A 23,197-nucleotide genomic window follows, 5' to 3' on the forward strand; every position below is an offset into this window, starting at 1 on the left:
GAATGCTCCATGAAGTAGACAGCTGTTCTTCGGGGGTCCGGGTGGCGGAGCCCCCGGTCCGGGGCGGAGCCCCGGTTGTCACTGTCCGCACGATAGCCCTTGTTACCCACCGGTAACCAGTGGTGTGGCCCGGTCGAGTGGGCTACGGCACACTCTTGGGCTCCAGCGTCCGTCCTTTCACGAGCCAGGCGACGCCGAACGCCTCCACGGCGACGGCCTCCAGCCACAGCGCCGGGTGCAGCTCCGGCGTGAGCCCGAGGTATTTCGAGAACGCGATGAGCACCAGGCAGGCGAGGATCACGCCCCCGCAGACGCGGTAGAGCGCGCCGAACCTCTCGGGCTGTTCGCCGTCGTGGGGGAACAACCGCAGGCAGAAGTAGGCGAGGGAGAGGAAGAACACGGCCGCGAAGGCGAGATGCAGCACGCCGGTGGTCCGGTCCCACGCCGTCACGTCGTGGTCGGGGGTGGTGGGGAACAGCGCGAGCCCGATCGCGCCGAGCCCGGCGACGGTGCTGGCGACGTTGTCGACGTAGTCGTGGCCGTAGTAGGCGAGCAGGAACACCCCGGCCGCGCACATCGAGCCGACCAGGACGTCCCGCAGGTCGGTGTAGTAGTAGCTGCTGAGCGAGCCGGCGACGTCGCCGCCCTGGACGAGCTGCTTGCCGAGGATGAGGACCACCGGCAGGGCCAGGCCGATGAGCCCGATGGCGCGCCGGAGGAACAGGTACGAGTGGACGAGGGTGTTCTGCGGGGATCTGGTCGCCGTGGTCATGGCCGCCTCCGGGGGTCAGTCAGGTGAATCGGCCTGGAGGTGCCCACCCGTGAGGGGCGTTACCGCGGAGTTGTCCAAGTTCTCAGCTGATCGTTACGGAGTTCGGCGAAGGTGCCCTCGCGGTGGGCGATCGGCGTGAAGCCTTCGAGGAACCCGACGCGGACCCCCTCGGCCGGGTCCCAGACCTCGAGCCCGGCTTCGGCGGCCACGTAGAGCAAGCCGCCGTGGCCCCACATGCGCCCGGCGGGCCCGGCGAACATCCCGGTGCGGCGTCCGGTCCCGGCGTCGTAGAGCTCGACGCCGTCGGTGTCCTGCAGGGCCACGGTGTTGTCGTCCAGCCAGGCGATCGGGGTGTCCCAGGTGTCGTCGCGGTCGGCGAGGTGGCGCGCGTGTTCGGCCGCGTGCCGGTCGCCGTCCAGCCAGGCGGCGAGGTCGACGGCCAGCGGGATGCCGACGGGGTGCCAGGCCCAGCCGTCGGTGACGAGCCACCGCTCGGACGGGCTCGGGTGGAGCGCGCCCTGGAAGTAGTCGAGGTAGTGCTCGGGTTCCGGCTCGTCCTTCTGCGGTGCCGCGGTTTCCCGGTCGGTCAGTAGCTCTCCGCCGGGCAGGGCGAACACGTCGAGCCGGTTCCAGTCGGTGGCCGCGACGACCTTGGCTGTCTCGCCGTCGCCGAGGAAGGCCAGCGGGTACCGGGTGAGTTCGTTGTCCATCCAGTCCCGGTCGAGGTCGAGGACGGTGAGCCAGTCGTCGAGGTCGACGACGGTGGCGAACTGGCCGTAGTCGGAGACGACCGCGGCGAAGCGTCCGTCGCGCGAGGTGTGCAGGCCGCGGCGCGGGCGGTCCGGGATGTCGCGGATGTCTTCGTAGGTTTCTTCGGGCAGCTCGACCGGGCCGACGAGCCATTGGTCGTCGTCGGTGATCCGGACGAAGCCTTCTGCGGTGAGGGCGAGCCAGTGGCCGGGCATGGGTGCCAGGCAGTCGTCGTTCAGCGGGCGGACCGGGCAGGCGCGGGTGGACCAGGCACCGCCGAGGTCCCGGTCCCGCACCAGGACTTCGGGTTCGCCGTGCCAGCCCGAGGGGAAGCTCTGCTGGTCGGCCCGATCGGCGCACGCTTCGCAGACGTCGACCAGCGCGGCCGGGGTGCACTCGGCACAGACGAGGTCGTAGCGAGTGCCCACGCCGGTCAGGTGGCGGGTGGACGGGGGCGGTTCTTCGACAGCCAGGTGCGGACAGAGGCGCAAGCTGCCGGCGCGGCCGGGATGGCCGCAGGGCAGGGTGTTCACCACCTCAGTGTCACCCCGCCGCGCAACCGGTTTACCCGGCGCCGAGGTGCGCCAGCCAGCCGCCCTTCGCCGAGATGTCCTCCGCTCCCTCCGTCGCCTCCGGCTCGCAGAGGAAGCCCGGTACCCGCCTGCCGTCGGCCAGTTCCAGCTTGCCGATCGCCAGGGGAGCGGGGATTCCGGCGACGAACTCGCCGAAGCCCTTCGCCGGCAGCTCCCAGACCTCGGCCGCCACGGACACACCTCCGGACGCGACCCGCACCAGGCCCGGCTTCGGTGGCGCCGTGTCCAGCGCGTACAGCCGGTACGAAGCCGCCGTCGAGACCGCGGACACGAACCGGCCGCCGCGGGAGGTGAGCTCGTGGTTCAGCGGCTGGCCGCGCAGGTGGGCGCCGACCACCACGATCGGGATGCGCTCGCGGCGCAGTCCGGCCAGCGCCGCCAGCTTCAGGTCGTCGTGCGGGGCGCCGAGGAACATCACGCCGAACGGCCGCCCGGCCACCGTGCCCGCCGGGACCGCCAACGCCGAGAGACCGAACAGGTTGGTCGCGTTGGTGAACCGGCCCAGGCGGGCGTTGACCGCCACCGGGTCCGCCGCGACTTCGGCGAGGGTCGGGTGCTCGGTCGTCGTCGGGAGCAGGATCGCGTCGACGCCGGCCAGCGCCACCAGTGCTTCCGCGCGCAGGCCCGCCAGGGTGGCCTGGTCGGCGAACAGCCGGTGCGCGGGGATGTCGCGGGCCGGGCCGATGATCGAGCGCACGACCGGGTCGACCGTGTCCGGGTGGGCGTCGATGAACTCGCCGACCGCGGTGTACCGCTCGGCGACGAACGCGCCACCGTACAACAGCTGCGCCGCCTCCAGGAACGCCGCGATGTCCACAGTGGTCACTTCGGCGCCCGCCGCCGCGTACTCCGCGACGGTCGTCTCGAACGCCTCGGCCCAGCCGGGAGCCAGCGGGCCCAGCTGGTCGGGGGACGGGACGCCGAGCCGGAACCGTCCCGTCTGGACCTGCGCGGGCTCGGCCAGGCACGTCAGCGCGAACGCCGCTTCCTCGACCGTCCGCGCGAACAGCGACACGCAGTCGATGCTCGCGCAGGCGGGCACCACGCCCTCCGTCGGCAGGAGGCCCGGAGTCGGCTTGAGCCCGACGATCCCGTTGAACGCCGCGGGCACCCGGCCGGAGCCTGCGGTGTCGGTGCCGAGAGCCAGGTCCACGATTCCGAGAGCGACCGCCACGGCCGACCCCGAGCTGGATCCGCCGGAGACGTAGACCGGGTCCACGGCGTTCCGCACCGCGCCATAGGGGCTGCGCGTCCCGACCAGGCCCGTCGCGAACTGGTCCAGGTTGGTCGTGCCGAGCACCAGCGCTCCGGCCGCCCGCAGCCGCGCCACCACCGGCGCGTCGGCCTCCGGCTTGTACGCGTAGTCGGGGCAGCCCGCCGTCGTCGGCAGGCCCGCCACGTCGATGTTGCCCTTGACCGCCACGAGCTTCCCGTACAGCGGCAGCCCGTGTTCCTCCAGCGCCGCCGCCTCGGCCACGACGTCGGCTTCCGGCCGGAGGTCGATCCAGATCTCCGGCCGGTCCACCCGCTCGATCCGCCGGTACGCGGCCCGGACCCGTTCCACCGCGCTCACGCCAGTACCACCAGGGGCGTGCCGGGGGCCACCTGGTCACCGGGGGACACGAGCACGTCGACCACCTCACCGTTCGCCGGCGCGGGGATCCGCGCCTCCGTCTTCATCGCTTCCAGCGTCACCAGCGACTGCGCGTTCTCGACGCGTTCGCCCGCGGTGACGTCGACCCGCCACACGGTCGCCGCGAACGGCGCCTCCACGACGTGCCCGCCCGGCGGCGCCTCGACCCGCGCCGGCGGCCGGGTGACCGGCTCGGGCTTCGGGTCGAACTCGCCCGCGGCGGCCCACGCCCGCCGCTCCGCCTCGAACGCCGCCGCCTGCGTCGCCCGGAACCCGGCGATGCTCTCGGCGTTGTCCGTGAGGAACTTCTGGTAGTCGGCGAGCGCGAAGGTGCCTTCGGTGGTGTCGAGGTCCAGCTGCCCGGACGCGCTCCGCGCCCGCAGGTCCAGCAGCTCCTCGGCCGACACGGGGTACCAGGAGATCCGGTCGAAGAACCGGAGGTTCCACGGCCGGGCCCCGCCGTGCCAGCTGTTCCACACCTGGACCGTGCGCCCGACGAACTGGTAGCCGCCCGGGCCCTCCATGCCGTAGACGCACAGGTAGGCGCCGCCGATGCCGACGGAGTTTTCCGCCGTCCACGTCCGGGCCGGGTTGTACTTCGTCGTCACCAGGCGGTGGCGCGGGTCCAGCGGCGTGGCGACCGGCGCGCCGAGGTAGACGTCGCCGAGGCCGAGCACCAGGTACTCGGCGTCGAACACCGTCCGGTACACGTCGTCCACACTGGACAGGCCGTTCACCCGGCGGATGAACTCGATGTTCCACGGGCACCAAGGCGCGTCGTCGCGGACGCCGGTCATGTACCGCTCGATCGCCTCGCGGGTGGCCGGGTCGTCCCACGACAGCGGCAGCCGGACGCGGCGGCTCGGCACCACCAGGTCGTGCGTCGGCGGCAGGTCGCGCTCCAGCTCGCGCACCAGCCCGAGCGCCTTGCCGACCGGCAGCGCGTCCGGGTCGACGTGCACCTGCAGCGACCGGATGCCCGGCGTCAGGTCCACGATCCCCGGCACGCCCTCGGCCGCCAGCCGCTCGGCCAGCGCGTGCACCCGCATCCGCAGGGCGAGGTCGAGCTTCATCTCGCCGTACTCGACGAGCAGGTTGTCGTCGCCGCTGCGGCGGTAGGTGACCGACGGCTCGTCATCCGATGAGGACAGTCGCGCGAGCACGCCCCCGTCGTCGCGGGCGGCCCGGCTCGGCTCGACCACCGACGCGGGCCGCGTCCGCAGGTCCGCCGCGTGGTCGGTGCCGATCGGCACGAACCGCACGGTGTCGCCCGGTCGCAGCTGCCCGAGCTTCCACCGCTCGCCGGTCGCGACCGTGGCCGGGCAGACGAACCCGCCCAGGCTGGGGCCGTCCGGGCCGAGCAGGATCGGCAGGTCGCCGGTGTAGTCGACGGCACCGATCGCGTACGGCGTGTCGTGGATGTTCGACGGGTGCAGGCCGGCCTCGCCGCCGTCCGGCCGCGCCCACCGCGGCCGCGGCCCGACGAGCCGGACGCCGGTGCGCGCCGAGTTGAAGTGCACCTGCCAGTCCGTGGCGTAGAACGTGTCGACGTCCTCCGGGGTGAAGAACTCCGGCGCCGCGTGCGGGCCTTCCAGAGCGCCGATCGTCCACCGCGGAGCGAACTCCGGCCGGTCGGCGGCCGGAACCGGCCCGACGACCGGGTCCGCGGGAGCCGGTCCGGGCCGCAGGACGTCCCCGGCGGCCAGTGCGCGGCCGCCGTGCCCGCCGAACTTCCCCAGTGTGAACGTCGCCGCGCTGCCGAGGAACTCCGGCACGTCGACGCCGCCGCGCACGAGGACGTAGCTGCGCAGCCCGGCCGTGCACGCCCGGACCTCCAGTGCCGCCCCCGCGGGGACCTCGACCGGTGTCCACAGGGGAGCCTCGGTGCCGTCGACCAGCACGGTCGCCGGTGCCCCGGTCACGCACACCTCAGTGGTGTGCGAGAAGCGCAGGGCGACACCGTCCACAGTGCACTCCAGGCCCGGCGCGCCTTCCGGGTTGCCGAGCGCGAGGTTGCCCAGCCGCAGCGAACGGTCGTCCATCGGCCCGCTCGGCGGCACGCCGACGGCCCAGAACCCGGTCCGGCCCGGCCAGTCCTGCACGGTCGTCATCGTCCCGCCGCGCAGGACGTCGATCCGCGGGTCCGCGTCCGTGACGTCGTCCAGGGTGGACGTGTCGTGGGTGGCGGTGCCGAAGGCCGCGTCGGCGGCCGCCGCCCGCAGCTGTCCCAGGTTGGTCTGCACGCCGTCGAAGCGGGTCGCGGCGAGCGCTTCCCGCAGGTTCGCCAGCGCTTCGGCGCGGTCGGTGCCGGTGCAGATCACCTTGGCCAGCAACGGGTCGTAGTGCGTGGTGACGGTCGTGCCCGGCTCGACCCACGTGTCGACGCGGGTGCCGGTGGGCAGCGCGACCCGGGTGACGAGGCCCGCGCTCGGCCGGTGGCCGGCACCCGGGTCCTCGGCGTACACGCGCGCTTCGACGGCGTGCCCGCGCGCGACCGGGACCGCGCGGAACATCCCGCGGTCGCCCTGGGCGAGCCGCAGCATCCAGGCGACCAGGTCGACGCCGTAGACCGCCTCGGTGACCGGGTGCTCGACCTGCAACCGGGTGTTGACCTCGAGGAACGCCGCTTCACCGCGTTCGGGGTCGTAGACGTACTCGACCGTGCCCGCGGAGCGGTACCGCACCGACGAGCACAGCGCGACGGCCGAGCCGACGAGCTGCTTGCGGACGGCGTCGGGCAGATCCGGCGCCGGGCACTCCTCCACGACCTTCTGGTTGCGCCGCTGCAGCGAGCAGTCACGCGTGCCCAGGGCCATGACCTCGCCGAAGCCGTCGCCGAACACCTGGACCTCGACGTGCCGCGCGTGGGTCACCAGGCGTTCGAGGAAGACGCCGGAGCTGGCGAAGCTCTTGGCCGCGACGCTGCGCACGGTGTCCCAGGCGGCGCGCAGCTCGCCGGGCGACGCGCAGGCGCGCATCCCGATCCCGCCCCCGCCGCCGGTCGCCTTGAGCATCACCGGGTAGCCGATTTCCGCCGCACGCGCGAGTGCTTCGTCCACATCGGACAGCAGACCGGTGCCGGCCAGCAGCGGCACCCCCGCGGCGATCGCCGCCTCGCGGGCGGTGTGCTTGCTGCCGAACACCTCCAGGTGCTCGGGGGCGGGCCCGGCGAACGCGATCCCGACGTCCTCGCAGGCCCGCGCGAACGCCGCGTCCTCCGACAGGAAGCCGTAGCCGGGGTGGACGGCGTCGCAACTGGTGTCGAGAGCGGCCTCGATGATCGCGCCGGACCGCAGGTAGCTCTCCGCCGCGGGCGCCGGGCCGAGCCGCACGGCCCGGTCGGCGAGCCGCACGTGCGGGGCCAGGCGGTCGGCGTCGGAGTACACCGCGACGGTTTCGAGGCCCAGTTCCTTCGCGCTGCGCAAGATCCGGACCGCGATCTCGCCGCGGTTGGCGACGAGCAGCCTCACGCGCCGACTCCCGGGGAGATGACGACCATCCGCACCGGCGTCGGGTCGAAGCCGTTGCACGGGTTGTTGATCTGCGGGCAGTTCGAGACGAGCACCAGCACGTCGGTCTCCGCGCGCAGCCGGACCTCGAGGCCCGGCGCGGAGATGCCGTCGACGATGCCGAGCGTGCCGTCTTCCTCGACCGGCACGTTCATGTACCAGTTGACGTTGCTGACCAGGTCGCGCTTGCCCAGGCCCCACTTGGCGCCCTCGATGAGGAAGTTCTCCACGCAGGCGTGCTGGTGGCGGGTGTGCTGGCCGTAGCGGAGGCTGTTGGACTCCTTGCTGCACGCCCCGCCGATGGTGTCGTGGCGGCCGCAGGTGTCGGCGACGACGGTCAGCAGCGGAGCGCCTTCCTGGGTGCGCAGGACGCTGCCGGTGGTGAGGAAGATGTTGCCCTGCGCGGCGATCGTCGCGGCCGCGCTGTAGCGCTTCGACGTGTCGTTCGCGTCGTAGCAGAGGAAGTCGACGGCCTGGTTGCCGCCGAGGTCGATGATCGCCAGCTCCTGGCCCTGCTGCAGCACCGTCGAATACGGCGCCCGCGCGGGCACGTCGACGCTCACTTCCAGCTGGGACTCGTAGGCCGTGCTCATGCGATCCCCCGTGCGGTCAGGTAGTCGGCGGTGTTCTCGAACGCGCGCTGCGCCTCCGGCGTGTGCGTCCACTCCGGACTGTCCGGAGTGGATGGCCGGTCGCGCCAGGCGAGGACTTCCAGGTTGGACACGGTGTAGTCCGGGCGCGGGTCGACGGGGTGGGCGACGTTGGCGATCAGGACGATCGAGGGGATCTCGATCCGGAGGTCGACGGCCTGGCCCGCGCCCGCGGAGCCGGTGAATTCCAGCTCGCCCTCCGGCTGGACCCGCACGCCCTGGAAGAACGACAGGCTCGGCGGCAGGTCCCGCGGCTCCAGGCCGTTCTTCGCCGCGGCGAGGGTGAACAGGCCCGTCCCGGCGGGGGAGGGGCCCTGCGGGGAGCCGTCGCCGTACCGCTCCGCGTTTCCGTCCACAGTGGACGTCCCGCACAGTGCGTCGTGGTGGCCGCTGGAGTCCGCGACGATCGTGGCCAGCACCCGCGCCTGGTCCGACAGCAGCGCCACCGACGGCCCGAGGTAGGCGTTCCACTGCACCTTGACCGTGTCGGCGACGTTCAGCCGCTCCCACGGCGCCTCGGCGTTGAACAGCAGCAGGTGCGCGCAGGCGTCGCCGTCGACGTCGGTCAGCCGCAGCCGCGTGCCCCGGGCCAGCACCTTGTGCGTGTACCCGCCGCCGGCCACGGTTTCGGCCCAGGTCAGCGCCTCGGGGGCGACGCCGGCCGGCGGAGCGGGCCAGGTGCTCGCCGGGATCGACGGCATCGTGTCGACCACGGTGCCGGCCTGGGCGCGGGCGTGGTCGCGCGCTCCGTGGGTCGTCGCGGTGGTGCTCATGGTCGTCCTCTCTCAGGTCGCGGGTTCGAGGGCGGGAGCGGGGCGCAGCCGCAGCCAGCAGAGCCAGCCGATCACCAGTGCGCCGCCGACGAACTCTATCGGGAACAAGAGCATCCAGGGGGAGCCCGAACCCGCGAGGTCGTAGATCTCCGCACGCGGCCAGGCGATGTTCACGATCATGCCGATTCCGTACAGAACCGCTGCGCCGTTCAGCGCAACACCCCAGCGCCCGAGGGAGAACCGGCCCGGCTCCGGCGGGAAGTCCCCGCGCAGCCGGTTGACCAGCAGCGGGCCGGTGACCAGCAGGTACGCCAGGTAGACGACGACCACCGACGTCCCGGTGATCGTGCTGAACAGCGTCGGGTTGCCGACGTTGAGCAGCAGCAGCCCGATGGCCAGCGCACCGGACAGCAGCGCGGGCGCGACCGGCGTCCCGGTGCGCGGGCTCACCCCGGCGAGGCGGGCGGACGCGGGCAGGGCGCCGTCGCGGGCCATGGCGTAGATCAGCCGGATCGTCCCGGTCTGGATGGTGAGCGTGCAGACGACGACGGCGACCGCGACGTCGGCGAGGAAGACCCGGCCGAGCGTGTCGCCGAAGACGGCGGTGATCACGTACGGCAGGCCCCGGCCGGCGAGCTGCCCGTCGGTGAGGCTCGGTGCGGCCATCAGGGCGGTGACGACCACCGCGAGGCCGCCGATCCCGGAGACGAGCACGGCACGCAGCACCGCCCGCGGAGCCGTCCGGCGCGCGTCCTTCGTCTCCTCCGCGACCGAGGCGGCGGTGTCGAAGCCGTAGAGGACGTACGCCGCCATGAGCGCCGACGCGAGCACGCCGCCGATCCCGGCGCTGGTGCCGGGCGCGTCGTGCAGCACGACCTGCGGACCGCGGACGGCGAACAGGGCCAGCCCGGTGATGAGGACGACGACGCCGAGCAGTTCGGCCGCGACGCCGACGTCGTTGATCCGCGCCATCAGCCGGACCCCGCCGGCGTTGACGGCGGTGGTGAAGACGAGCAGCACGGTGCCGAGCAGCACGGCGTTGGCCGCGCCGGAGGGCGACGTCACCGACGGGTCGCCGCCGACGACCTGGAAGCCGTCCCACACCGACGGCAGCACGACCTGCAGCGCGATCGCGGCCGCGGCCAGGGCGACGACGCAGCCGAGCAGCATCATCCAGCCGGCGAGCCAGCCGAGAAAGCCCCGGGTCAGCTGTTTCGCCCACTGGTACACCGAGCCGGCCAGCGGGTAGCGCGCCGCGAGCTCGGCGAAGTTGAGGGCCACCAGCAGCTGGCCGGCCAGGACGACCGGCCAGGTCCAGAAGAAGAGCGGGCCGCCGAAGGTGTAGCCGAACCCGAAGAGCTGGAAAACGGTGGTGAGGATGGAGACGAAGGAGAAGCCGGCGGCGAAGGCGGAGAACCCGCCCAGCGACCGGCGGAGTTCCTGGCGGTAGCCGAAGGCGGCGAGTTCGTCGGGTGGCGTCATGCGGGCTCCTTGTTTCGGTCGCTTGACAGAAATTAGGTTTCCGCGGCGACGCGATGATCTCCGCCGTGTTAGGGGTGCGTTAACGGGGGAATCGACCCGGCGTCAATGACGACACCCGGGCGTAACCGCGCGTCCGTGCGCGTGCCGGGGCCGGAGACCTGGCAAGATCACGTCCGTGGGCAACGGGTCGGGGGTCGGCAGGCCGAGGGCGAGCGGAGCGGCGGCGAGCCGCCCGGACGCGCGCCAAGCGGTGCTCGACGCGGCGGGCGAGCTGTTCACCGGGGCGGGCTACGCGGCCACCACGACCCGGGCGATCGCCGAACGAGCCGGCCTGCGCCAGGCGTCGCTCTACTACCACTTCCCGGCGAAGGAAGACATCCTCGCGGCGCTGCTGGCGGAGACGGTCCGCCCGTCACTGGCCCTGGCGGCCCGGCTCGTGGCCGGCGAGGCCCCGGCCGCGGTCCGGCTGTGGGCGCTGGCGTACGCGGACATCGGCCTGCTGGGCGGGGCCCGGCACAACCTCGGCGCGTTGTACCTGCTCCCGGAGGTCAGCTCGCCCAACCTGGCCCGGTTCCGCACCGAGCGAGCCGAACTGAAGGCGGCTTACGGCCGCTTGGTGGCGGCCGCGGGCGTGCCACCCGCGGCGGCCGGGATCCGGACGGATCTGGTCTTCGGGCTGGTGGAGAGCATCGCGGTGATCCGCCGCGACGACCCTTCCCTGGACGTCGAAGCGCATGTGCGGGAGGGGGCCGACGGCGTGGTCCGGCTGCTGGGCACGGGCGAGCCGTCGGATGCCCTGCGCGCCGAGGCACACGAGTTGCTGGCCAGACTCGCGGAGTGAGCGTCGAGCGGCTCCGCGGCGAAATCGCCTGGCTGAGCGCGAAGCTGCACCGCCGTCGCCGCCAGGACGACCTGAAAGCGCTCGAGCTGCGGGCCGGGATCGCGAAGCGGCTCGCGGAGTTGCGCGGCCCGGGAGCGGAGGCGTGGCTGCGCGCTGGTCGCGGACCGGCCGGGTGGACGAAGCACGGGAGCTGTTTTCGTCGGTCCGCGCGGCGTACGCGTACGTGCGCGGACCGGACCACGATGCGGTGGTGCACTGCGGGTACGCGATCGCGACGGCGCTGTTCGACGCGGGCCGGTATGCCCAGGCGATCGACGCCTTCCGGGCGCTGGGCGGCCCGGAGTTCACGGTCGACATCGCCCGCGCCCAGGTGAAGCCGGCGAGGTTCGACGAAGCCGAGCAGACGTTGCGCGCGGTCCCACCGCGGCACCGCTGCCGCCGGGGCACCCGGACCTGCTGACCGCACTGGCCACGGTGGCCCGCGTCCACTTCCGGCGCGGTGAGTGGGCGGAGGCGGTGGCGGCGTACGAGTTCGCGGTGGAGGGCTACGAGGCCGTGCTGGGCCCGGAGCATGCGGGGACGGTCAAGTCGGCCGCGGCACTGACCGAAGCCCGGGCGGCCGCGGACGGCTGACTTCCGGGACGCGGCCCTCCCGGCCGTCCAGCAGGTTGCTGATGATCCGGGACAGCTCGCGCATCGTGCGCATGCCCAGCTGCATCGACTGGGCGCCGACTCGCACCGGGCGGATCGCCGCGCGCAAGGGCGCGTTGATGGCTTCCAGGGGGCGGATCTGCGTCAGGAATTCCGTGATCCTGGCTTCGAGGTCCATCAGCCCGGCCAGCATTTCGACGAATTCGTCGTATTCGCGGCGCGCGCGGTCCACCAGGTCCGGCGTCATGTGCGAGTCCATCAGGCGCATGTAGGAGCGGATCGTCGAATCGGTTTCCGCGACCGTGGTTTCGAACGCGGTGCCGACCTGCTGGATGTTGACCGCCATCGGCTTGATCGTGTCGGCCGCGCGCACCACCCGCGCCTTGATCGCTTCGGGGCGCAGCCCGGCGACGTCGCCGGTCAGCTGGCGCATTTCCTCCGCCAGTTCGTCCAGCGAGTGGCTGATCGCGTCGAACTGCCGCTCCAGCAGTTCGCCGATCTTCGTCAGGTTTTCCTTGTATTCCTGCAGTCCCGGGCCGTCTTTCGCCGGGGCGAGCCGATCTCCCTTCTTGCACTTCTCGAGCGCCGCCTCCGCCGAGCGGATCGCCTTGATCAGCTTGTCCGCCACCACGTCCATCGTGCGTCGCCATTCCGGCGTGCCGGCCCCGGCCAGCACCGCGTCCTTGATGTCGACGTATTGGAGTTTCTCGATGATCCGGATGTTGGCGTCGTCGCTCTGGCCGGTGACGAGCTCGTGCCCCAGCACGAGCAGCGGCAGGATCAGCTGGGTGAGGCCGAGTTCGTTCGCCTTGGCGTAGAAGGCGCTCAGCTCTTCCCGGCAGGCACCGCTTTCGTAGAAGTAGTTCATCGAAATGACCGGGATGAACACCATCGCGGCGTTCAGCCCGTCCTGGATCTTCGTCCGCCAGTCCTCGCCCCAGCCGATGCTCTCGCGGTCGACGAACACTTCGATCTTGCGCCCGTGCGCGGACGCGCAGAACTTTTCCAGCGAATTCTTGAGCGGTGTGACGAAATTCAGGAAACTGTCATCTTCGTGGGTGAAGCTGAGAAAGCATTGCACGGCGGGCTGCTCGGACATGAAATCGGGCATCGGGAGACCTTCGGGCGACGCGGCGTTTCCGGCGCAGCCTAGGGGCAGCCGATGACCGGGACCGGACGGTTCCGTGAACTGTCCCGGATCTGTCCGTTCGGGAAGGCGGTGCCCGGGTCCGTCAGGAAGCCGTGGTCTGCAACGCCTTGCTCAGCGCCGCCGCGGTCAGCTCGACCTGCCAGGGTCGGGCGCCGCCCGCGCGCAGGACTTCCGCCACCGTGTCCTCGTCCGTCTCGGCCGGCGGGCGCCAGCAGGTGCGGCGGACCAGATCCGGCAGCAGCAGGTTCTCCACCGGGAGCCGGCGGTCCTCCGCGATCGCCGTCAGGGCCGCGCGGGCCGCCGACAAGCGGGCCGCCGCGTCCGGGTCCTTGTCCGCCCAGCGGTTCACCGGGGGCGGGCCGTCCGTCGGCTGGGACGGGGACGGCAGCTCCGAGGCCGGCAGCGCGCGGGCCGCCTGCAGGTGGCGCAGCCAGCTCGCCGTGTACTTGCGCTGGACGCGGCCGCTGAACACCGGCAGCGCCTGCAGCTCCTCGACCGTCTTCGGGTCGGCCGTCACGGCGTTGATGATCGCGCTGTCCGGGAGGATGCGGCTCGGCGCGCGGTCGCGTTTGCGGGCCAGCTCGTCGCGGGCCTGCCACAGCTCGCGGACCGCCGCGAGGCCGCGGGGACTGCGGATCTTGTGGACGCCGGACGTCCGGCGCCACGGCTCGGCGCGCGGGGGCGGCGGCGGGGCCGTCCGCACGTTCTCGAACTCCTGGCGCGCCCACTCCAGCTTGCCCTGGGCGCCCAGCTCCGCTTCCAGCTTTTCGCGCAGCTGGACGAGCAGCTCGACGTCGAGAGCGGCGTAGTTCAGCCAGTCGACCGGCAGTGGCCGCTTCGACCAGTCGGCCGCGCTGTGGCCCTTCTCGAGGGTGTACCCCAGCAGCAGCTCGACCAGCGTGCCCAGCGCGACGCGTTCGTAGCCCGCCAGCCGTCCGGCCAGCTCGGTGTCGAACAGCGCCGCCGGGTGCAGGCCCAGCTCGGCGAGACAGGGGAGGTCCTGGGAGGCCGCGTGCAGCACCCACTCCAGGTTGTTCAGGACTTCGCGCAGCGGGGCGAGGTCGTCGGCCAGCGCGATCGGGTCGATCAGCACCGTGCCGGAACCCTCGCGGCGCAGCTGCACGAGGTAGGCCTTGGGCCAGTAGCGGTAGCCGGACGCGCGTTCGGTGTCGACGGCGACCGCGCCGCTGCCCGCGGCGAGCTTCGCGCAGGCCTCGGCCAGCGCGGCGGGTTCGGTGATCACCGGGGGCGTGCCCTCGGCGGGTTCGCGTAGCAGCACAGGGCCGCCCGTGGAGTCGATCTCCATCCCGGTGTCCTCGGCCTCTGCACTTCCCATGGTTGACGACCCTACGGGACGGGCATACCGCGCCTGGTCTGCCCGCCCCGCAGGGCTGTTTGCTTGCGTCAGCGGATCACGCCGGCTCGCATGGCCAGCGCCACCATCTGGGCCCGGTCGCCCGTGCCGAGCTTGCGCCCGATCCGGGACAGGTGGGACTTGACGGTGAGGGCGGAGAGCGAAAGCTCCTCGCCGATCTCCTTGTTGGACTGCCCGTCGGCGACCAGCTGCAGCACCTCGACCTCACGAGCGGACAGCTCGCGCGGGGTGTTGTCGGTGCCGGCGACGCGGGTTCCGGTGGCCAGCACCGGAGCCACGCTCGGGTCGGCGTAGACGCCGCCCTCGAGCACACGCCGCACGCCGTCGGTCACCACGACCGGCGACGCGGACTTCAGCAGGTACGCCTGGGCCCCGGCCTGGAAGGCCGAGCGGACCGCGTACGGGTCGTCCGAGGATGCGAGGACCACCACGCGCGGCCAGCCGTGGCTACGGAGTTCCGTGACCAGCTCGATGCCGCTGCCGTCCGGCAGTCCGAGATCGAGGATCGCCAGGTCACAAGGCCCGGTGGCCTGTGCTCGCGCCCTCGCCTCGGCCACCGTGGCGGCTTCGTGGACGGTACCCGCACCCATCTGTGCGAGTCTTGCTGCGATTGCCTCCCTCAACAGCGGGTGGTCATCGACCACCAACACGGGTGGTCATCGACCACCAACACGGAAAAAAGCTCTTCCCGCGGGTGCGGAACCATGCTCGCCGGCAATGCACCGGCTGGCGTGGATCGGACGGCCTGAGATAAGCCGACGGTAGCCACGTCACTACCTCCCTGGAGTCGGTCGTGCCCCCCGACCGGCACCGGGACCTTCGGCCGTTCAGCCGCGCCAGCTTTAGACCGAAAGTGGTGTCGTCGAAGGCACTGTAGCCGTCCTGAGGCCGTTGCGGGGGGATCGAATGGGTATCTATCTCAAACGAACAGTCACTCAGTGGGTTCGTAGTAACACGATCGGGCTAGTACACGGCCGGTTGCTAACGGATAGCCCAGTGAACACGATGCTAAGGAGTTACCGGCGGCCAAATGGCCGTGCAGATGAGCCGTGCAGCTTCCGGTGCGCCTAGTGGCGAGGGGCCGGATGGGCTCCCCCAAGCCTCGGAATGTGGCTTCGGCCGGGGCTTGATCGACTCGCGCGTGTGGCGCCCCCCTTGCCTGCCGAGGCCGCGATCCGTGACCGTGCGTGTCCGGCGCGGCCCGCCGGCGGCGCCCGGCCGGCGTTGCGATCATGTCGCGTTGCGTGACCGCTCGGAGTCACGATCGAGGAGACGTGAAACGGCCTCAGGGACCGGCGGGGCGCCGGGGGTTGTTTCATGGTCATCCGGTCCCGTTCGGCCGTCAGGCGGCCACTCAGGGCCCGCGGCCGGGGTGAACGGCGTTCAGGGGATGTGAATTTTGCTCACATTCGTACAGGCGGGCGGCGCCGGGCGGGCCCGCGTCGACCGGCCGTGACCGATTCGTTGCCGAAGATCGCCCGGACGGCCCGGGTCAGGAGCCTTGACGCTGCCCGAAGAGGGTCACGCCGACCGGCGGCAGGCCGACGACGCTCGCCATCACCTGGCAGAAGGCCTGCCCGTGCGGCAGCAGATCGGCGTCCGACGGCGTCCACGACGCCCGCAGTTCCAGGTCGTCGGTCCGGGCGGGGCCGGAGATGTCGCCGAAGCGGGCCGACGACGTCTCGGTCACCGTGCCGCCGAGGGCCTTCCAGCTCGCCCCGGACACCTCCAGGGCGTCGGTCAGCCACGACCAGCCGACCGCCGGCAGGAACGGGTCGGTCGCCAGTTCCCGGTCCAGCTCCGCGCGCACGTACAAGACGAGGCGCAGCACGCCGTCCCAGCCGTCCTGGCCGTCCGGGTCGTGCAGCAGGACCAGCCGCCCCGAGGCGAGCACATCGGCGGGTCCGGCCACTTCGCAGCTGACCGCGTACGACCACGGCGCGAGCCGCTGCGGGGGGCGCATCGGCTCCAGCAGCACCTCCCGGCGGGGCCGGACGGACTGCAGCGCCGCGACTGCTTCGCGGAAGAGTTCGGGCACTGGCGTCATCGCGGTCACCCACCGACTTTAGGGCGGGCACGCCCGGTTGCGGGCGCAGGCGCGCCGAGGGAACGGCCTGCCCGGGCTCGTGGCACGATTGACGGCGATGTCTCCGACCACGCCCCTGCCGCGCCCGGCCGCCCCGGCCGCCCGCCGCGAGCTGCCCGAAGCCCCGTTGCTGGCCGCCGCGCGCGGCGAACGCCCGGCCCGCACGCCCGTCTGGTTCATGCGCCAGGCCGGCCGCTCGCTGCCCGAGTACCGCGCGCTGCGCGAGGGCGTCCCGATGCTCGACGCCTGTTTCGACCCGGAGATGCTCGCCGAGATCACGCTGCAGCCGGTCCGCCGCCACGGCGTCGACGCGGCGATCCTCTTCAGCGACATCGTGGTCCCGCTCAAGGCCGCCGGCGTCGACATCGACATCGTGCCCGGCACCGGCCCGGTGGCCGCCGCGCCGGTGCGCGACCTCGCCGCCGTGAAGGCGCTGCCGGAGCTCGAGCCGGAGCAGGTCTCGAAGGTCGCCGACGGCGTCCGGCTGCTGGTCGAGCGGCTCGGCCAGACGCCGCTGATCGGGTTCGCGGGTGCGCCGTTCACGCTGGCCAGCTACCTCATCGAGGGCGGCCCGAGCCGCAACCACGAGCACACCAAGGCGCTGATGCACTCCGAGCCGGCGCTGTGGCACGACCTGGCCGGGCGGCTGGCCGACGTCGCACTGACCTTCCTGCGCGCGCAGCTCGACGCCGGCGTCGACGCGGTCCAGCTGTTCGACTCCTGGGCCGGGGCGCTGTCCGAGCGGGACTACCGCGAGTTCGTCCTGCCGCACTCGGCGAAGGTGCTCGCGGGTGTCGCGGAGTACGGCGTACCGCGCATCCACTTCGGCGTCGGCACCGGCGAGCTCCTGGCCGCGATGCGCGACGCGGGCGCCGACGTCGTCGGCGTCGACTGGCGGATCCCCCTGGACGAGGCCGTGCGGCGGCTGGGCGGCCACGCCGTCGTGCAGGGCAACCTCGACCCGGCGCTGCTGCACGCGTCCTGGCCGGTGCTCGAGACCGAGGTCCGGCGGATCGTCGCCGAGGGCAAGGCGGCTGACGGCCACATCTTCAACCTGGGCCACGGCGTGCTGCCGGGGGTCGACCCCGACGTGCTGACCCGCGTGGTCGAGCTGGTGCACGACCTGTGAAGCGCGTCGCGGTCGTCGGAGGCGGCGTTTCCGGGCTGACCGCGGCGTACCGGCTGCGCCGGCTGCTCGGTCCCGAGGCCGGGATCACGGTCTTCGAGAAGACGACGACGCCGGGCGGCAAGCTGCGCACCGCCGAGCTCGCCGGGGTGCCCTACGACGTCGGCGCCGAGGCGTTCCTCGTCCGCCGCCCCGAGATGCTGGCGCTGGTCCGCGAACTCGGGCTCGACGTCATGCACCCCACGAAGGCCCGCGCGAAGATCCACGCGGGCGGCGCCGTCACCGGGCTGCCGCCCGGCACGGTCATGGGCGTGCCCGCGTCGGCGGAGTCCGTGGCCGGGGTGCTCTCCGAGGCAGGGCGGAAGGCCGTCGAGGCCGAACCGTCGCTGCCCGAGCTGCGGCTGCCCGGCGGGGACGTGCCGCTGGGGCCGCTGCTGCGCGAGCGCTTCGGCGACGAACTGGTGGACCGGCTGGTCGACCCGCTGCTCGGCGGCGTCTACGCGGGCGGCGCCGACGGCCTCGGCCTGCGCGCGACCATGCCCGGACTGGCCGCCGCGCTGGCGGCGGGGGCGGGCTCGCTGACCGCGGCGGCCGCGGCCCAGCTGCCGGCGAACCCGTCGACGGCGCCGGTGTTCGGCACCGTCCCGGGTGGCCTCGGCACGGTGATCGACCGGCTCACCACGGCGTCCGGCGCCGAACTGCGGACCGGCCTGCCCGTGTGCGAGATCGGGCGGCACGGCGCCGGCTGGCGGCTGCGCGTCGGCGCGGCGCCGACCGCGCACGCCCCGGCCGACAACGCCTTCGAAGCCGACGCGGTGGTGCTCGCGGTGCCCGCGCCGTCGGCCCGCCGCCTGCTGACCGACGTCGTCCCGGCGGCTTCGGCGGCCTTCGGCGAGGTCGAGCTGGCGTCGATGGCCGTGGTCGCCCTGGCGCTGCCGCCCGGCACCGCGCTGCCCGAGGCGTCGGGGATCCTGATCGGCCACGGCGAGCGGGACGCCTCGGGCGTGCCGTACGCGTCGAAGGCGTTCACGTTCTCTTCGCGGAAGTGGGCGCACCTCGGCTCGGGCCCGGTGCTCGTCCGCGGCTCGGTCGGCCGGTTCGGCGAGCCGGGCGCGCTGCGGGCCGACGACGTCGAGCTGGTCCGCGTGGTCCGCGACGACCTCGCCCGGCTGACCGGCGTCACGGCGGCGCCGGTCGAGACGCTGGTGACGCGGTGGGGCGGCGGGCTGCCGCAGTACGGCGCCGGCCACCTCGAGCGCGTGGAGCGGATCGAGAAGGCCGTCGCGGCGGTCCCGGGCCTGGCGATCGCCGGGGCGACCCTGCACGGCGTCGGGCTTCCGGCGTGCGTGGCCACCGCGGAAGCCGCGGCACAGCGGATCGCGGCCCACCTGACCGCGTGAGTGCTCTCACCTGACCCGTGGCGGCGACGCCGCCGCCGCGGTGACAGGATGGACCCATGGCGCGGGTCAACTACAACGAGCTCAACGACACCATCCGCTACACCACCTGGTCGGTCTTCCGGATCGAGCCGGGCAGGCTGGGCGAGGACCGCGGGACCGCCGGCCGGGAGACCGCCGAGTACCTCGACGGCCTCGAGGCCAAGGGCGTCACCGTCCGGGGTGTCTACGACCTGTCCGCGCTGCGCGCCGACGCCGACTTCATGATCTGGTGGCACGCCGAGGAGATCGAGCAGGTCCAGGCCGCCTACGCCGGGTTCCGGCGGACGCCGCTGGGCCGCGCGTCGACGCCGGTCTGGAGCCAGACCGCGCTGCACCGGCCCGCCGAGTTCAACAAGAGCCACATCCCGGCCTTCCTGGCCGGCGAAGAGGCTCGCAAGTACATCTGCGTCTACCCGTTCGTGCGGTCCTACGAGTGGTACCTGCTGCCGGACGCCGAGCGCCGCAAGATGCTCGCCGACCACGGCAAGGAAGCCCGCGACTACCCGGACGTGCGCGCGAACACCGTCGCGTCGTTCGCCCTCGGCGACTACGAGTGGATCCTCGCCTTCGAAGCCGACGAGCTGCACCGGATCGTCGACCTCATGCGCCACCTGCGCGGCACCGAGGCGCGGCTGCACGTGCGCGAAGAGATCCCGTTCTACACCGGCACGCGCGTGCCGCCCGCCGAGCTCGTCGCGGCGCTCCCGTAGTGCGCGACATCGTGGAGGGCGTCTGGGACGCCCTCGCGCGGTCCCGGCCGGGACCGTTCGAGCTGACCGGAGCCGAAGACGTCCTGCCGGGCCCGTACCGGGTGGCGGCGGCGGCCACGGCCTCGATCGCGGCGGCCACCCTGGCGGCGGGCGAGATGCTCCGGGTCCGGGGCATCGAGCCGGGTGTGGTCACGGCGGACACCCGCCACGCGGCGGCGGCGTTCCGCAGCGAGCAGCTGCTGCGGGTGGACGGCGTCGGCGCGGAGTCCGGCTGGGCCCCGCTGTCGGGCGACTACCGCACGGCCGACGGCTGGGTCCGCCTGCACGCGAACTACCCGCGGCACGAAGCGGCGATCTGCTGGGGCCTGGGGGTGCCCGGGTCCCGCGAGGCCGTGGAGAAGGCGGTCGCCGGGCGGAGCGCGCGCGAGGTGGAGCACGCCGTCGTCTCGGCCGGAGGAGCGGCCGCCGAGCTGCGGTCGCCCGAGCAGTGGGCCGCGCATCCGCAGGGTGCGGCGGTGGCTTCGCTGCCGCTGGTGGACCTGTCTCCGGTCGCCGACGCGCCGAAGCGGACGTTGTTCTACTCGGACCGGCCGCTGGGCGGGATCAGGGTCCTGGAGCTGACGCACGTCCTGGCCGGCCCGGTGGCCGGTCGCGTGCTGGCCGCGCACGGCGCCGACGTCCTGCACATCGGGGCGGCGCACCTGCCGCGGATCGAGACGCTGGTGCGCGACACGAACCAGGGCAAGCGCTCGGCGTTCGTCGCCCTCGACACCGAAGGCGGCCGCGCGCGGCTGAAGAAGCTGATCAGCCGGGCCGACGTGCTGGTGCAGTCGTTCCGCCCGGGGGCGTTGGAGCGCATCGGCTTCGGGCCGTCGGAGCTGGCCGAGCTGCGGCCGGGCCTGGTGATCGCGGAGCTGAGCGCGTACGGCTGGGAAGGCCCGTGGGCCCGGCGGCGCGGGTTCGACAGCCTGGTCCAGATGTCGAGCGGCCTGGCCTGGGGCGACCCGCCGTCGCCGCTGCCGGTCCAGGCACTGGACCACGCGACGGGCTGGCTCACGGCGGCCGCGGTGATGACGGCGCTCCGACGCCAGGTGGCGGACGGCGGCACCTGGCGGGCCCGGCTGTCGCTGGCGGGGACGGGCCACTGGCTGGATTCGCTGGGCCGCAAGGAAGACGTTGTCCCGGCCGACGTCGACTACAGCGGCCTGCTGGAGGAGGCGGACAGCGGTTACGGGCGCCTGACGCGGGTCCGGATGGCCGGTGGCCTGCCGGGCGCGCAGCCGTACTGGGAGTTCGGGACGCGGAAGCCGGGAGTCGACAAACCGACCTGGACGCCCTGACGCAGCGCCCACCCACCCTGGGGGCCGGTCCCGGTTCCAGTCTACCGGAGAGGGCCGACAAAAAGCCTGGTCAGACCGGGTTGTCCACCCTGCCCGCCGAATGTGGATCAGCGGCGCCGGAGGCGGTCCACCAGCCGCAGCTTCGGTTTCGGCAGGTGGCCGCCCTCGATCAGCCACGTCACGAACGCGTCCGCGTACGCCCCGGACCGCTCGGCCGCCTTCTTCGGCCTGGCCGCGGTGAACTCCGCGAACAGGGGCCCGTACCGCTCGCCCAGCGCCTCCACCAGCTCCGGCCGCTGGTAAGCCAGCACCCGCCCGTGCTTGCGCCGCAGCACGGTGGCCTCCACCCGGAGCCGAGCCGGGTCGAACCCCTCCGGTGCCGGGCCGCCGGCCAGCAACGCCGCCAGCAGCTCCGCCTGGCGCCGAGCGAGGTCCGCGCGGCTCATGCTGTCACCGCCGTGTGGAGGGGTGCCAGGTTGGCCTGGGGTCGTGGGAGGTTCGCCGGGCGCCGCGCCAGCTCCGCCTGGCGCCGCGCCAGGTTCGCGCGGCTCATGCCGTCACCGCCGTGCGGAGGGCAGCCAGCTCCGCCGCCAGTTCGTCGTCCGCCGGGTAGTCGTCGTCGCGTTCCAGCAGGACGCCCGGTGGGTCCGTCCGGCGGCGGAGCTCCGTCAACAGCGACAGGACCTCCGGCAGCACCGGGTGGGCGTGCGTGTCGTGGTAGACGCCGTCGCGCTCGATGCCGCCCGCCATGTGGACGTACGCCAGCCGCTCCCACGGGATGCCGTCCAGGAACGCCACCGGGTCCGTGCCGATGTTGCGGGCGTTGGCGTACAGGTTGGCCACGTCGATGATCAGCCGGCAGTCCGTGCGCTCGGTCAGCTCGGTGAGGAACTGCTCCTCGGTCAGCTCGGCGTCCGGCCAGTCGAGCACCGCGGCGATGTTCTCCAGCGCCAATGGCACGTCCACGATGGACTGGGCGAGCCGCACGTTCGCCACCAGCACGTCCAGTGCCTCGCGGGTGCGGGGGAGCGGCATCAGGTGACCCGAATCGAGGCCGCCCGCGCGGACGAAGCACACGTGGTCGCTGACCAGGGGCGCGTCCAGGGCCCGCGCGACCTCGGCGAGGTGCTGGACCCGGCCGGTGTCCAGCGGCTCGGCGCCGCCCAATGACAGCGAGACCGCGTGCGGCAGCACCGGCAAGCCGCGCTCGCGCAGCGCCACGAGCGTCTCCGGCAGGTGGTCGGCGTGCAGGTTCTCGGCGACGACCTCGACCCAGTCCACGCCCGGCAGCCGCGCGATGGACAGGTCGAGCTCGTGCCGCCAGCCGATGCCGATGCCCAGCTCACCCACCGCAACCCCCTCCGCCGCACGACGAACCGCACGAAGACCCGCTGCTGCACGACGAGCTCGAGCACGACGACCCGCTGCTGCAGGACGACCCGGACGAGCCGGACGACCCGGACGAGCCGCCGCCGTACGTCACCGGCGGGGCGAGCGCCGCGCTCAGCTCCTCGTCGGGGTACATCGCCCAGCCGCCCAGCGCGACCGCCGCCGCCGCGCCGCCGAGCAGCACGCCGCCGGCCAGCATGCCGGCCGGGACCGGCCCGCTCGCCGCGGCCCTGGCCTGGCCGAGCAGGCGGTGGCCCGCGGCCGACGGCTGCCGGGCGCCCGTCTTCGACCGGCGGACCGCCGCCACGATCGCCAGCACCGCCGCGACGAGGACCAAGACGGCCAGGATCCCGACCGGCCGGCCGAGGGAGATGCCGTTGACCAGCCGGGCCACGCCGAAGGCCAGCACGGCCAGCTGCAGCACGAGCCCGATCGTCCGCGCCCGCCGCTTGGCGGCCGCCGACGCCAGCAGCCCGCGCCGGTCGAGGCCTTCTTCCAGGGCCCGCATCGCCGCGGAGCCGCGGACCTTGCCCCGGATGATCGCGGTCGTCTTCAGCTTCGCGACGTCGAAGACGGCCCGCTCCAGCGGCTCCGCCGGCTGGGCCCCGGTCTTGCTGACCTGCTTGTAGCTGTTGACGCGCAGCTGCCCGCGCTCGACCAGGGCCGCGATCGCCGCGTCGACGGCCCGATCGGGGCCGCCGGCGAGGAAGGCGAGCTGGTAGACCGTCGGCGGCGGGCCGGACGCGACGGCCTCCGCCCGCATCGCCCGGCTGGCGACGATGCCGGACACGACGACCCTGACCAGCAGGACCGCGCCGAGCAACGCGATGTAGAGGACCACGAAATCCGGTCCGGAAATGCCCCACGGGTCGGCCATCGCCCGTCTCCCCTCAGTGTGTCGCGGTTACCGTAGCTGTGAGACGTACGT

Annotated in this window: 20 protein-coding genes and 1 pseudogene; 7 read left to right on the top strand and 14 right to left on the bottom strand. The window is 73.1% G+C overall.

All coding sequences use genetic code 11. The features are described 5' to 3' along the window. Positions 1–142: 142 nt before the first annotated feature. The 7 genes from DV20_RS16545 to DV20_RS16575 are packed head-to-tail and all read right to left on the bottom strand — an operon-like array spanning position 143 to position 10,162. Entirely contained in the window at positions 143–772 is a 630-nt protein-coding gene (locus DV20_RS16545) for a DUF998 domain-containing protein (RefSeq protein ID WP_043781122.1), read from the bottom strand. Between the two features lie 59 nt (positions 773–831). Further along, complete coding sequence (locus tag DV20_RS46600; RefSeq protein ID WP_235190858.1) at positions 832–2,055, bottom strand: hypothetical protein; 1,224 nt, start codon at positions 2,053–2,055, stop codon at positions 832–834. A gap of 31 nt (positions 2,056–2,086) precedes the next feature. Then, positions 2,087–3,688, bottom strand: a complete 1,602-nt coding sequence (locus DV20_RS16555; RefSeq protein WP_043781124.1) for an allophanate hydrolase — start codon at positions 3,686–3,688, stop codon at positions 2,087–2,089. After that, on the bottom strand, positions 3,685–7,218 hold the full coding sequence (uca, locus tag DV20_RS16560; RefSeq protein ID WP_043781125.1) for an urea carboxylase: 3,534 nt from the start codon (positions 7,216–7,218) through the stop codon (positions 3,685–3,687). The genes DV20_RS16555 and uca overlap by 4 nt, the downstream gene beginning before the upstream one ends. Beyond that, positions 7,215–7,850 (bottom strand): urea amidolyase associated protein UAAP2, encoded by a 636-nt coding sequence (locus tag DV20_RS16565; RefSeq protein ID WP_043781127.1) that lies wholly within the window; start codon positions 7,848–7,850, stop codon positions 7,215–7,217. Before DV20_RS16565 ends, uca begins: the two co-directional genes overlap by 4 nt. Beyond that, complete coding sequence (locus DV20_RS16570) at positions 7,847–8,680, bottom strand: urea amidolyase associated protein UAAP1 (RefSeq protein ID WP_043781129.1); 834 nt, start codon at positions 8,678–8,680, stop codon at positions 7,847–7,849. The genes DV20_RS16565 and DV20_RS16570 overlap by 4 nt, the downstream gene beginning before the upstream one ends. Before the next feature lie 12 nt (positions 8,681–8,692). Next, entirely contained in the window at positions 8,693–10,162 is a 1,470-nt protein-coding gene (locus DV20_RS16575) for an amino acid permease (RefSeq protein ID WP_043781132.1), read from the bottom strand. 175 nt (positions 10,163–10,337) lie between these two features. On the opposite strand from DV20_RS16575, the gene DV20_RS16580 reads away from it, so the two are divergent. The 3 genes from DV20_RS16580 to DV20_RS45545 all read left to right on the top strand — a co-directional run bounded on the left by DV20_RS16580 (position 10,338) and on the right by DV20_RS45545 (position 11,636). Next, entirely contained in the window at positions 10,338–11,003 is a 666-nt protein-coding gene (locus tag DV20_RS16580; protein ID WP_043781134.1) for a TetR/AcrR family transcriptional regulator, read from the top strand. Positions 11,004–11,145: 142 nt separating this feature from the next. Continuing rightward, the gene (locus DV20_RS45540) at positions 11,146–11,463 is read left to right on the top strand and encodes a tetratricopeptide repeat protein (RefSeq protein ID WP_160169733.1); all 318 of its coding nucleotides are present in this window, start codon (positions 11,146–11,148) and stop codon (positions 11,461–11,463) included. 14 nt (positions 11,464–11,477) lie between these two features. Further along, the gene (locus DV20_RS45545; RefSeq protein ID WP_160169734.1) at positions 11,478–11,636 is read left to right on the top strand and encodes a tetratricopeptide repeat protein; all 159 of its coding nucleotides are present in this window, start codon (positions 11,478–11,480) and stop codon (positions 11,634–11,636) included. Here the strand turns inward: DV20_RS45545 and DV20_RS16590 are convergent. The 4 genes and pseudogenes from DV20_RS16590 to DV20_RS16605 all read right to left on the bottom strand — a co-directional run bounded on the left by DV20_RS16590 (position 11,587) and on the right by DV20_RS16605 (position 16,235). Then, positions 11,587–12,765 carry a toll/interleukin-1 receptor domain-containing protein gene (locus DV20_RS16590; protein WP_043781139.1) on the bottom strand — a complete coding sequence of 393 codons (1,179 nt, stop codon included), beginning with the start codon at positions 12,763–12,765 and terminating at the stop codon, positions 11,587–11,589. The genes DV20_RS45545 and DV20_RS16590 overlap by 50 nt on opposite strands. 121 nt (positions 12,766–12,886) lie before the next feature. After that, positions 12,887–14,110, bottom strand: coding sequence for a ribonuclease D (locus DV20_RS16595; protein WP_043781141.1), 1,224 nt, complete (start codon positions 14,108–14,110; stop codon positions 12,887–12,889). Positions 14,111–14,208: 98 nt separating this feature from the next. Beyond that, positions 14,209–14,948, bottom strand: a pseudogene (locus tag DV20_RS16600) (response regulator transcription factor). A 723-nt stretch (positions 14,949–15,671) separates the two neighbouring features. Then, positions 15,672–16,235: a DUF3000 domain-containing protein gene (locus DV20_RS16605; RefSeq protein ID WP_043781145.1), complete on the bottom strand. Its 564-nt coding sequence runs from the start codon at positions 16,233–16,235 to the stop codon at positions 15,672–15,674. Positions 16,236–16,323: 88 nt separating this feature from the next. Between DV20_RS16605 and hemE the strand changes: the two genes are divergently transcribed. Genes hemE through DV20_RS16625 form a run of 4 tightly spaced genes read left to right on the top strand, consistent with a single transcriptional unit; the run spans position 16,324 to position 20,880 of the window. Next, complete coding sequence (hemE, locus tag DV20_RS16610) at positions 16,324–17,394, top strand: uroporphyrinogen decarboxylase (protein ID WP_084093517.1); 1,071 nt, start codon at positions 16,324–16,326, stop codon at positions 17,392–17,394. Beyond that, positions 17,391–18,791 (top strand): protoporphyrinogen oxidase, encoded by a 1,401-nt coding sequence (gene hemG / locus DV20_RS16615; RefSeq protein ID WP_043781148.1) that lies wholly within the window; start codon positions 17,391–17,393, stop codon positions 18,789–18,791. Before hemE ends, hemG begins: the two co-directional genes overlap by 4 nt. Positions 18,792–18,847: 56 nt before the next feature. Further along, positions 18,848–19,540, top strand: a complete 693-nt coding sequence (hemQ, locus tag DV20_RS16620) for a hydrogen peroxide-dependent heme synthase (RefSeq protein ID WP_043781149.1) — start codon at positions 18,848–18,850, stop codon at positions 19,538–19,540. After that, a complete protein-coding gene (locus DV20_RS16625) occupies positions 19,540–20,880 on the top strand; it encodes a CoA transferase (RefSeq protein ID WP_043781151.1) in 1,341 nt (446 codons plus the stop codon). The genes hemQ and DV20_RS16625 overlap by 1 nt, the downstream gene beginning before the upstream one ends. 107 nt (positions 20,881–20,987) lie before the next feature. On the opposite strand, the gene DV20_RS16630 is transcribed toward DV20_RS16625, so the two are convergent. The 3 genes from DV20_RS16630 to DV20_RS16640 form a co-directional block, all read right to left on the bottom strand. Beyond that, positions 20,988–21,326 (bottom strand): hypothetical protein, encoded by a 339-nt coding sequence (locus DV20_RS16630; RefSeq protein ID WP_043781154.1) that lies wholly within the window; start codon positions 21,324–21,326, stop codon positions 20,988–20,990. A 103-nt stretch (positions 21,327–21,429) separates the two neighbouring features. Further along, the gene (locus DV20_RS16635) at positions 21,430–22,230 is read right to left on the bottom strand and encodes a DUF692 domain-containing protein (RefSeq protein ID WP_043781156.1); all 801 of its coding nucleotides are present in this window, start codon (positions 22,228–22,230) and stop codon (positions 21,430–21,432) included. Further along, complete coding sequence (locus tag DV20_RS16640) at positions 22,223–23,146, bottom strand: TIGR04222 domain-containing membrane protein (RefSeq protein ID WP_043781157.1); 924 nt, start codon at positions 23,144–23,146, stop codon at positions 22,223–22,225. Before DV20_RS16640 ends, DV20_RS16635 begins: the two co-directional genes overlap by 8 nt. Positions 23,147–23,197 lie beyond the last annotated feature (51 nt).

The sequence above is a fragment of the Amycolatopsis rifamycinica genome (assembly GCF_000695625.1).
GTDB classification, from domain to species: domain Bacteria; phylum Actinomycetota; class Actinomycetes; order Mycobacteriales; family Pseudonocardiaceae; genus Amycolatopsis; species Amycolatopsis rifamycinica.

Coding starts and splice junctions, on each gene's coding strand:
- DV20_RS16545 (WP_043781122.1), bottom strand. CDS start 772: ATGACCACGGCGACCAGATCCCCGCAGAACACCCTCGTCCACTCGTAC.
- DV20_RS16565 (WP_043781127.1), bottom strand. CDS start 7,850: ATGAGCACGGCCTACGAGTCCCAGCTGGAAGTGAGCGTCGACGTGCCC.
- DV20_RS16570 (WP_043781129.1), bottom strand. CDS start 8,680: ATGAGCACCACCGCGACGACCCACGGAGCGCGCGACCACGCCCGCGCC.
- DV20_RS16575 (WP_043781132.1), bottom strand. CDS start 10,162: ATGACGCCACCCGACGAACTCGCCGCCTTCGGCTACCGCCAGGAACTC.
- DV20_RS16590 (WP_043781139.1), bottom strand. CDS start 12,765: ATGCCCGATTTCATGTCCGAGCAGCCCGCCGTGCAATGCTTTCTCAGC.
- DV20_RS16595 (WP_043781141.1), bottom strand. CDS start 14,110: ATGGAGATCGACTCCACGGGCGGCCCTGTGCTGCTACGCGAACCCGCC.
- hemE (WP_084093517.1), top strand. CDS start 16,324: ATGTCTCCGACCACGCCCCTGCCGCGCCCGGCCGCCCCGGCCGCCCGC.
- hemQ (WP_043781149.1), top strand. CDS start 18,848: ATGGCGCGGGTCAACTACAACGAGCTCAACGACACCATCCGCTACACC.
- DV20_RS16630 (WP_043781154.1), bottom strand. CDS start 21,326: ATGAGCCGCGCGGACCTCGCTCGGCGCCAGGCGGAGCTGCTGGCGGCG.
- DV20_RS16640 (WP_043781157.1), bottom strand. CDS start 23,146: ATGGCCGACCCGTGGGGCATTTCCGGACCGGATTTCGTGGTCCTCTAC.